Consider the following 6,357-nt stretch of genomic DNA (forward strand, 5'->3'; position numbering starts at 1 on the left):
AATTCCCAATTCGCTTGAAATTCAGAACCTTCTCGTAGAATCCTATTGAGCGGGCCAGATCCTTGACAGTAAGGGCGACGCGAGAAATTATGATCGAAAATTATTTTTGCAATGATGGCAGATGGGCGTGATTCGTCTTGTCTCGAAATACTACCCCATTCATCAAAAGAATGTTTTCCCATGGCATTAATAATACCTGTTCTGTTCCCTACCGACGCAACCTATCAACTGACTCGATACGTAACAGAGAGCATAAACCAAGATAAACCTCCATCATTCATGCGTAAATTATTTCTATTAGCGGCCTTGGCCATGTCAACTTTTACCTACGGGCAATCCTGGACACCTAGTGCCGCCCGTACTGCGTTCACGGCTAAGATGTTTGGTGTGAAAGTAGTCGGTTCTTTCAAAGGGTTCAAAGGGGATATCAATTTTGATCCCGGCAATCTGGCTCAATCGAGTATTGCAGGCAGCGTGGACGCCGCTACCGTCGATACCGATAACTCACTGCGTGACGGTCACCTCCGCGAAAAAGAAGATTTCTTCCAGGTCGAAAAGTACCCCCGCGTAACGCTCAAATCTACCAAAATCGAAAAGTCCGGTTCAGGTTACGTCGGGACGTTCGATTTGACACTAAAAAACGTGACTAAAAGTGTTAGAATTCCTTTTACTTTTCAAGAAAGCGGCTCCACGGCGACGTTGGAAGGTTCAACCAAGTTGGATCGCACTGACTGGAAATTCGGTGGCAACACGCTGGGAATGTCCGACGACGTGAAGATAGATTTGAAGGTAAACTTGAAAAAGTAGAGACGCAGCCGCTTAAAAGCGATCTTTAGTGTCCAGGCTGCGAATCCGCGCCACAGTAAATAAAATCTACCAAAAACAAAAAATCCGCCCCTTAGTAAGGGGCGGATTTCCGTATTCTTAACCTAAACTAATCGTATGAGGATTAGTACCTTTTGCGCTTTCGGGCGCGATGCTTTTAATTCGATTTGACGCGCTGTTGCAGATCGTCGGAACCAGTGTTGCGTTGGCGGGCTCCTTTCACATTTTGGTTGCCAAAGCGGTAGGTAAACGTCAGCCTGACCTGGCGGCTGGCCCAGGTGGAGCGTACCCGCAGGTCGATGTCCTGAAACTGGGCCCTGCCCCGGAATTTGTTCATCCAGAAAATGTCGCTGACATTCAGCCTCAGGGTACCTTTCTTCTCCCAGATACTCTTTTGCAATCCCATATTAATCATGCCTTGCGGATTTGAGACGAAAAAGCCGTAAACGGCTGGGCTGTTGTACCAGCCCGATAATTCTGCTGACCAGTCATTGGCCATTTTGAACTGATTGCTGGCGAACACGTTGTAGTTCAATTGGTTCACATCGTAGAGCGCGTCGCCATAGTAAGTTTTGTAGCGATTATAAGATCCGGTAAGATTGGCTTGCAGCGTCCACCATTTGGTCACCGGAATGGGCACCGACACAGTCAGGTTTATATTATCCTGGTTGTCCAGGTTTTCCGTAGTGACAAAGGTCTTGTTTTCGGATGCGATTTGGCGCGGTACTTCATTGGCGATCAAATCGCTGATACGGCTGTACGAGATACTCGTATTGAGGAAATCTTTATAAACATGCGTCAACTGTAAAGCATGGGTGTATTGAGGACGCAGATTGGGATTGCCACGCTGGAAAGTAAATGGATCGAGGTAAAACTCAAAAGGGTTCAGCGACTGGTAATCTGGGCGGTCGATTCGACGGCTGTACGAGAGGTTCAGCACGTTACTACTATCCAGTTGGCGGGACAGAAAAACGCTTGGAAAAAGATTGATGTAGTTACGGTCACGAACGTCATTCAAAGTCACCGAGTTGCCGACCGAATGTGTGTGTTCCAGTCGAAAACCCAACTGGTAGGAAGTTTTCTCGCCTAGTTTGCCGCCGTAATTGACGTAAGCCGCATTGATATTCTCCGTGTACTTGAAGCGGTTGGTCCGTGTCGGGTCGATTTGCCAAACATCCACTTTTACCTCAAAAGTCAAGTTGTTGTCCGAAGTCACATAGCTGCTCTTCAGACCAGTCTCGAACTTTCCTTTCCCGATCGTTTGTGCGTAATCCAATTTGATTACCCCGATGTTTATGGTCGAGGGCATATCGTTGCGCACCAGTTCGGGAGAACCATCGGGAAGCCCGTTTGGCTTAAAGTAATTGGTGTTAAGCTGGTTGAAGCTCTGTCCACCATAGCGAACATAGTCGGCGTCAAAGGTAAGCTCCTTGCCTTTGTCATCAAACTTGTGTTTTACATTCAGGTTCCCGGTCAGGTTGTTCATTTTCTGCCCACTACTCGCTTCGGTCAAGAAAGAGCGGATAAGCTTAGAGTTGCCATCCAGAATTTGAGTATTGTTGACACCTTCGGGCTGCGACCAGTCGTTGGAGAAAGCCGAGGCCAGCACACCCACGGTAGTTTTGTCGTTCAGGCTGTAATCCATGCCGGCGCGAAAGCTGTAATTCCGGTAGTTGGAACGCCGTTCGCTTTCCTGGTCGAAAATCGTGACTTTTCCCTCAAAAGGAATTGTCCGGTAAATGTTGTTTGTGTTGACGTTGCCGCCCGTGTAAACACTACTGTTGCCGAAAATATTGATTTTGCCCTGACGGTGGTTGAGCGCCAGCGAACCATTGGTGCGACCCACCGACAGATCGGGCATATACCCTCCGCCAAAGGTGACGGATCCGTTGGTACCGTAGTTCTTATTTTTCTTGAAAACAATGTTGATGATGCCAGAATTACCCGCCGCGTCATACTTGGCAGAAGGATTCGTGATCAGTTCTATTTTCTCAATGTTGTCGCTGGGCGTATTGCGCAACAGGTTCATCAGTTCAGTTTGGGAGAGGTAGCTGCGCTTGCCGTCGATCTGCACAAGTACCCCGTTTTTGCCGCGCAGTTTCAAAGCGTCGTTCTGCTGATCCACCACTACGCCCGGCGATCTTTCCAGAATTTCGAGGGCGGTGGCTCCGGCGGAAACGATGCTGTTCTCGACATTCACGACCGTGCGGTCGATTTGCTGCTCAATGAAAGGCTTTTGGGCTACCACTTTCACTTCGTTCAAAAGTTCCACACTGTTTGTGAGCGTAACCGGTGAAAGCTTGACTTCGGCATTGGCTACCGTGAAAACAGGGCTGTGTACTTTTTGGTAGCCTACCATCGAGACAAGCGTAAAATAACGCCCCGCTTCGACTGTCTCGAAGGCGAACTTCCCGTCGGTGTCGGAAGTCATGCCTTTGGCGAGAGTAGAATCTTTGGCTTTAAGTAAGAGTACGTTGACATAGGGAAACGCGACGTTTTTTTCGTCCAGCACGGAGCCGGAAACTGAACCGCGTTGCGTATTCTGGGCGCATAGTGGCGCTGATACCAGTAGCAGAGCTACCAGTTTGGTAAAAAATTTCATGGCTAATAGTAGTTAAAGTTCCCACCAGAAAATCCGCGTGCGCATCGTGGTTTCGTGGCGTTTCGATGGGTCAAAGGTAGGTACTGTGCATTGCATAGAACCTTTTTATACACAAGTGGCTGTGAGATGGGATAAACGGAAGCAAATCTCAACACACCCGCGTTGCCTTACCTACTAATGGATGCGAAGCCAAGCCGGAAAGTTGCACGAAGCGAGAAAATTATTAAAATTTCTACTCAAGAAATGTAATAACCTCATTTTACAAAAAGAACTAACTCACCAGGATTGGCACTTCTTCATATTTTGGGAATCAAATGAGTTGGCTATGAGTTCTCTACATGTTGACTAGCTGATATTTGCATGGGACTACTGAAAATTAGTAATTTTATGCTCCTATAATATTCCTGCCCTATTTGATGAAATCCATTTCCTTACTTGTTGCCTTTTGTTTGGTCATAGTCTGTGCTTCCTGCGGCCCCGACTTGCCCGATGATGTACAGGAAGCCTACAATCTGCTGCCCGGAGAACTGGATTTCAACTACGACGTCAAACCAATCCTCTCCGATAAATGCTTTGCCTGCCACGGGCCGGACGCCAAAAAACGCAAGGCCGACCTGCGGCTGGACATCGCCGAGGAAGCGTACCGCGCTTTGGGCAAAAGCGGCGACTACCATGCGATAGTCCCCGGAAATACGAGCAAAAGCACGGCGGTCAGCCGCATTCTTTCCCACGATCCCGAAATGGTTATGCCCACGCCGGAATCGCACCTTTCGCTGACGGTGGCCGAAAAAGCGACGCTCATCAAGTGGATCGAGGATGGAGCGGAATACCAGCCGCACTGGTCGTTCATCAAACCCGAAAAGCGCGACGCGCCGGACGTCAAGGATGAGAATTGGGTCAAAAACTCTATCGATAACTACGTTCTGCAAAAGCTGGAAGCCAAAGGCATTGCTCCCACCGAACGCGCCAGCAAGGAAACGCTGATTCGCCGCGCCAGCTTCGACCTGCGTGGCTTGCCGCCGACTTTGGCCGAAATCGACCGCTTCGTAGCCGACCAATCGCCCAACGCCTACGAGAAAATGCTCGACCAGTTCCTGGCTTCACCCGCTTATGGTGAGCGCATGGCGACCGACTGGCTGGACGTGGCCCGCTATACCGACAGCGACGGCTACCTCGACGACAAGCACCGCGACGTCAGCCCGTGGCGGGACTGGGTCATTCAGGCTTTCAACAAGAACATGAGTTATCAGCAATTTGTCACCTGGCAACTGGCGGGCGATTTGGTCAAGCACAAAAACAAGGAAAGTGTCCTGGCGACGACCTTCAACCGCCTACACCGCAAGAATTCGGAGGCGGGGATTATCTACGAAGAGTATCGGGTCGATTACGTGGCGGATCGCGCCAATACGCTGGGCAAAGCCTTCCTGGGTCTGACGGTGGAGTGCGCCCGCTGCCACGACCATAAGTATGACCCGATCAGCCAGAAAGACTACTACCGGATGTTTGGCTTCTTCAACAGCACCAACGAAATCGGCACGGCGGTCTATGGCCCCGACCAAACGCCCGGCCCCTCGCTGCTATTGACCGACAAAAAGAACGAATCGGTCATTGATTTTATTAAAACCAAAATCGCGGACACCGAGCAAAACCTGAACCGGATTCAAAAGGTAGTTTCGGTGCAAAAGGACGCCAAAGAAGTGCTGGCCGATTTGAGCAAAGGTTTAGCACAAAGTACCGTCGCGTACTATTCTTTCGATAAAATGACGCCCGTCAAGGACAAAATTTTCAAGACAGACGAGGCAAATCATCCGGCGAATACGCTGGAAATCAAAGAACCATTATTCAAACCGGGAAGGCGGGGCAACGCGCTTTTTATCAACGAGTTTACGACTGCCGCCTTGCCGAATAAATTAGGTTGGCACGAACACACCGTACCCTTCTCCACGAGTCTTTCCGTTTTTCCCGATACGTTTTACAAAGACGTCAGTGTATTTGTCCACGCCGAAGACGATCGCTTGGGTTTGAAAGGATATTCTTTGTTGCTGAAAGACAATAAACTGCGCTTCGTGATTGCCCACTCCTGGCCGCAAAATGCCATCGAATTAGTGGCCAAACGACCTTTGCCGATCAGGAAATGGTCGGACGTCAGCATCACTTACGACGGCTCGGGTCGCGCCGATGGCGTACACATTTACGTCAACGGATTGCCCATTGCAGTCGATGTGTTGGGGAAAGCAGTGTACAAATCCATTCTGTTCGAGCCGGACATCCACACCTACGGCTTCCGGGGTTTCCAATTGGGCGTGGTAGGCAAGATTATCACTTTCGAAAACGGCGGTATCGACGAGTTGCGGCTGTTCGATAAGGAAATGTCGGCTTTGGAAATTCTGCACTTGTATAGTGCGAAGGCGAGTACCAAAGGGATTTCCCTGAAACCTTCCCTTGTCAACGAACACTACGCTCTGCAACGAAAAATCGCCGACCCAAACTACGCTGAGTTGAGAATTTGGCGCGACAGCTTGACCAATGTCCTCGACCGCATCCCGGAAATCATGGTCATGGGCGACTTACCCAAACCGCGCAAAACCTTTGTGCTGAATCGTGGGGTGTACGACAGTCCGACGGACGAAGTACAGCCCGCCGCCCTGAAATCGGTGCTACCTTATACCGACAAATATCCCAAAAACCGCCTGGGCCTCACCCAATGGCTTTTTGATAAAGAAAACCCATTGACCGCCCGAGTAATTGTCAACCGGATCTGGGCCATGCATTTCGGCCAGGGTATTGTCAAAACGCCGGACGATTTTGGCAATCAGGGTGCTTTGCCCATCAATCCCGGACTGTTGGATTACCTGGCAACGTCGTTCGTGGAGTCGGGCTGGGACATGAAGCAATTGCACAGGCAGATCATGCTGTCGGCTACCTACCAG

Annotated in this window: 4 protein-coding genes; 2 read left to right on the top strand and 2 right to left on the bottom strand. The window is 49.8% G+C overall.

Features of this window, described 5'->3' with window-relative positions:
* Positions 1-94: VOC family protein (locus ACEW8P_RS13215; protein ID WP_373513552.1), on the bottom strand; the 94-nt coding region annotated here is incomplete at its 3' end.
* 185 nt (positions 95-279) lie between these two features.
* Between ACEW8P_RS13215 and ACEW8P_RS13220 the strand changes: the two genes are divergently transcribed.
* The gene (locus ACEW8P_RS13220; protein ID WP_373513549.1) at positions 280-807 is read left to right on the top strand and encodes a YceI family protein; all 528 of its coding nucleotides are present in this window, start codon (positions 280-282) and stop codon (positions 805-807) included.
* Positions 808-982: 175 nt separating this feature from the next.
* Here the strand turns inward: ACEW8P_RS13220 and ACEW8P_RS13225 are convergent, their stop codons facing one another.
* On the bottom strand, positions 983-3,427 hold the full coding sequence (locus tag ACEW8P_RS13225) for an outer membrane beta-barrel protein (protein WP_373513550.1): 2,445 nt from the start codon (positions 3,425-3,427) through the stop codon (positions 983-985).
* 416 nt (positions 3,428-3,843) lie between these two features.
* Between ACEW8P_RS13225 and ACEW8P_RS13230 the strand changes: the two genes are divergently transcribed.
* Positions 3,844-6,357, top strand: a 2,514-nt coding sequence (locus ACEW8P_RS13230; RefSeq protein ID WP_373513551.1) for a DUF1549 domain-containing protein, incomplete at its 3' end; no start/stop codon positions are given.

The organism is Persicitalea sp. (assembly GCF_041751555.1).
GTDB lineage: Bacteria > Bacteroidota > Bacteroidia > Cytophagales > Spirosomataceae > Persicitalea.

Coding starts and splice junctions, on each gene's coding strand:
- ACEW8P_RS13220 (WP_373513549.1), top strand. CDS start 280: ATGCGTAAATTATTTCTATTAGCGGCCTTGGCCATGTCAACTTTTACC.
- ACEW8P_RS13225 (WP_373513550.1), bottom strand. CDS start 3,427: ATGAAATTTTTTACCAAACTGGTAGCTCTGCTACTGGTATCAGCGCCA.